The 3,968-nt window shown below is 62.9% G+C and carries 3 protein-coding genes; all 3 read left to right on the forward strand.

Annotated elements, in window-relative coordinates; all coding sequences use genetic code 11:
* The coding region (locus R6U20_RS05090; RefSeq protein WP_410336784.1) for an endonuclease at positions 1-2,895 on the forward strand (2,895 nt) is incomplete at its 5' end.
* A 58-nt stretch (positions 2,896-2,953) separates the two neighbouring features.
* Positions 2,954-3,361: a hypothetical protein gene (locus tag R6U20_RS05095; protein ID WP_410336785.1), complete on the forward strand. Its 408-nt coding sequence runs from the start codon at positions 2,954-2,956 to the stop codon at positions 3,359-3,361.
* Between the two features lie 196 nt (positions 3,362-3,557).
* The gene (locus tag R6U20_RS05100; RefSeq protein WP_410336786.1) at positions 3,558-3,830 is read left to right on the forward strand and encodes a DUF3006 domain-containing protein; all 273 of its coding nucleotides are present in this window, start codon (positions 3,558-3,560) and stop codon (positions 3,828-3,830) included.
* The last annotated feature ends 138 nt before the right edge of the window (positions 3,831-3,968 follow it).

A 3,968-nucleotide genomic window follows, 5' to 3' on the forward strand; every position in this document is an offset into this window, starting at 1 on the left:
TCGGTCTCGGTACGCCCACCAGAATTGGAGGACGGCCAGTCGGTCGATGTCACCGTCACCGCCGAGGGCGATGCCGATCCCAGCACCGACGTCACCGGCTTTTCGGATCCGACCACCTTTACCTTCACCGGGCCCGATGCGGCTCCCGAAACCATCACGATTGACATTGTCGACGATGGCGAGGAAGAGGGCATTGAACGCCTCGAACTGACGCTGGAAGGCGACGATGAGGTCGGCGCGGCCTTCCCGGCTACCCATACCTTTTGGATTCAAGACGACGCTACCGCCCAAACCACGCTCTACCCAGACCTTGAGGGCACCGAACTGGCCGAGCAGTTGCGCGACGACTTTGGCGACCCGGCCACTTATGAGTACGATGTTGCTCGCGATTCGCTCTACGGGCGCGTGTTTAACGAAAACGAAGAGGTCGAGGCGTTCTACACAGGCTTTACAGCCCCCCTCCTTGAAGGCCAAAGCCCGAGCGCCTCAATGGCCGAAGAGGGTATTAACGCCGAACACCTGTGGCCGCAAAGCCTGGGCGCAGGTGAGCTTCCGGCGCGCAGCAACATGCACATTCTCGTGCCCGCGCGCGAGAATGTAAACAGTGCACGCAGCAACTTTCCATTCGGCGTTATCGCGCCAGATGACGTGGACACGTGGTATCGAAATGCCACCAGCCAGAATGTGGCTCCGCCCGAAAGCGAACAGCCCGAATGGAGCCGCGTGGCAGGCAATCGCTTCGAACCGCGTGACGTATCGAAAGGCGAAGTGGCCCGCGCGCTGTTCTACTTCCAGCTTGTGTATCCTGGACGCGCCGACGGCGCATTCCTGGCGCAGCAAGAAGAGGACCTGCGCACCTGGCACGAAGATCACCCCGTCTCCGAAGCCGAGCAGCGCCGCAATGTGCTCATTGCGAGCCAGCAAAGCAATAAGCTGAACCCCTTTGCGCTCGACCCCTCGCTCATTGACCGCGTGAACCTGACGCCCGAGAGCACCGAACTGACCATCGCCGAAGCCCGTCAGGCCGACGAGAACACGCTCGTCACGGTCGAAGGCACGGTGTCGCGCGCCTTCGGAAGCTATGCCCGTATTCAGGACAACAGTGGCGACGACGGCGCCAGCGGCCTCACCATCCGGCAAACGCTCGGATCGCTAAGCGATGACTTCCAGCAAGATATCGAAGATGGTACCATCCAGCCCGGTACCGTCGTGCGCGTCACCAGCTTCGTGTCCGAGTTCAACGGGCTTGTGCAGCTCAACAACGATGACGTGACGAGCTACGAGGTGGTTGAGCAAGCCGACCCACCCGCCCCGGCCTCTGTATCACTCAATGAACTGGCCGAGAACGGCGGTAGCTACGAAAGCGAGCTGGTCACCGTATCCAGTCCGCTCACAATTACGGACGCCGCAAGCGATGAATTCGAGAATGGCACCTCGTACACCGTCGAAAACAGCAGCGGCGATGCGCTCACCTTCCGCGTGCAGGGCGACGACGAAAGCGCGCTCGGCAGCACCTCCATTCCGGAAGGATCGTTCTTTTACACCGGCGTGGTGGGCGTCTTCAACGACGAGTTTCAGCTCATCCCCATGCGCCCCTCCGACCTCGACACCGACACTGATGTCGAAGTCGTCGAGATTGCCCGGTCGTTCGACGATCCCACCCAGAGCAGCAGCTACCGCCTCGTAGCGCTGCCCGGGCAGATCGACGTGGATCTCGCATCCACGCTGACCGGCGAGCAGGGCCCCGACTGGCGCGCCTTCCGCGAAACCGGTGCCGAAGATGCCAGCGATGCGCTCGAATCCTACGACGGCAGCGAGGCCTTCTCCTTCCAACCTGGCAACGGATTCTGGGTCATTGCCCAAGACGACTGGTCGTTCTCGGGCGAGGTCACACCCACCGAATCCATTACCGAGGGCGATGCCGCGATTCCGCTCCAAGACGGCTGGAACGTTGTATCCAACCCGCTGCTCTCAAATCTTGATTGGGATGCGGTGCAGACCGCCAACAGCTTGAGCGCACCGCTCTGGATGTGGGATGGCGCCTGGGAGCAAGCCGACACCTTTACCAGCGCCACCGAGGGCGAGGCATACTACCTGCTGAACGAAGACGACCAGGACGCGCTTACGCTTCCGATCAGTAACACGGGGGCTGCAACAACTGCTGAAACGACCGAAGCAGAAGCCCCCGCCGAGCCGCGTACGCTTACCCTGGCCGGTACTACCGAGGAAGACGCACCCGTTTCGGGACTCACCGTCACGTTTGCGCCCGATGCTGAATCCACAACGGCGCACCGCGCTCCGCCGGCCCACTTCGATGCGGCTGCCCTCCGCATGCAGCGCGGATCCGACGACTATGCCGCACTGGTTGTGCCGTCGGAAGCCGCCACACAGCAGTTCGACCTCACGCTCACCGGCACCCCCGGCAGCACCGTTACGCTACGCCTAAGCCATGACGGCTGGGAAGATAGCGAGGTGCCGTCGGTCCGCCTTACCGACGCGCACACCGAGCGCACCCATACGCTCACCGGCGGCACCGCCTCGGTGTCCATTGGCAACGATGGCACGGCCGATCTTACGCTCAACATTGGCGCGGTAGAGCCCGCCGAAGACGAGCGCCCCGACGCGCTCGCCCTCCGCACGAACTACCCCAACCCGTTCCAGGATCAAACCACACTGGAGTACACCGTGCCCGAATCCATGGAGGTTGAGCTTACCGTATACAATATGCTCGGGCAGCGTGTCGCTACGCTGGAGCGCGGCACCAAAACCGCCGGCACCCACCAGCTTGCGTGGGATGGCCGCACCGGCGGCAATGCGCTATCGAGCGGCGTGTACTTCGTACGCATCAGCGGCGACGGCACGACCGATGTGCAGCGTGTCACCATCATCCGGTAGCGCCCTGCACGCCCGCCGCCCTGCCGTTTTCTTCTGGATTCGAATGCTTCCCGCTCCTATGATGACTTCAACCGCTTTCCGCACAGCCTCCGCCCGGTGCACGCTCTCGCTTCTCCTTGCCAGCTTTATGCTGATCTTCGCCGCGTGTGGCGACGATAGCGTAAGTACGCGCATCGAGCCGCCCTCGGTCGAGTCGCCCATCGAAAACCAGCAACTCACCGCCGATGCCGATCCGCTCACGGTCGATCTAAGTACCGTCTTCGGTAGTGACGACTCGCTCGAGTACAGCACGTCGTCCTCTGACACCGATGTGGCGACTGCAAATGTGAGTGAGGCCACGCTCACCGTTGAGCCTGTCGGCGGCGGCACGGCCGAGATTACCGCTACCGCCTCAAACGATGCGGGAGCGGCCAACGCGTCGTTCACGCTGCAAGTGAATCTGCCCGATCCGCCTGAGCGCCCATAGCCCAGGCGCTTGCTCCCCGGCAGCCAGCACACCGGATCGACACACGTCGCATCCGCAGGCCGGATCTGCACGCGCCGCTGGTCCATACGGCTCATACACCGCCCCGATCTGCTGTGTGGCAGGCCGGGGCTTCGTGTATCGCTGCTTTGGGTAACGCGCCGCCTTCGCATTCCTTTGTGCCAATATGCTGCTGCTTATGGATTCCACCCGCTACATCATCGACCGCATTGAGGACGACGACTGGGCCGTGCTTGAACCGCCCGAAGGCCCCACGCTCGACGTCCCCCGCGCCTGGCTCCCCACCGACGCCACCGCGGGCGACGTGCTCCGCGTCGCGCCCAACGCCGACACCAGCACCAGCACCGTCACCTTCACGCGCGACGAAGACGCCACCACCGAGCGCCGTGAGCGCCTGCAAGACCGGCGCGACCGCCTGTCCTCTACATCCGATGGCCCGATCTCCCTATGAGCCCCTTTGGTATGCCCCGCATTCTTGTTCTGATTGCATTTGTAACGGCGAGCATTGCGTTTGCGGGATGCCAATCGTCCGATCCAGACGCCGAATCTGATGCCAGCCCCCCATCGGCCGACGCCCCAACCACCGAAT

The organism is Longimonas sp., assembly GCF_046498435.1.
Taxonomy (GTDB): domain Bacteria; phylum Bacteroidota; class Rhodothermia; order Rhodothermales; family Salinibacteraceae; genus Longimonas.

What these genes read in the sequence shown, in the direction of transcription:
- R6U20_RS05095 (WP_410336785.1), top strand. Translation starts at nt 2,954, where the DNA reads ATGATGACTTCAACCGCTTTCCGCACAGCCTCCGCCCGGTGCACGCTC.
- R6U20_RS05100 (WP_410336786.1), top strand. Translation starts at nt 3,558, where the DNA reads ATGGATTCCACCCGCTACATCATCGACCGCATTGAGGACGACGACTGG.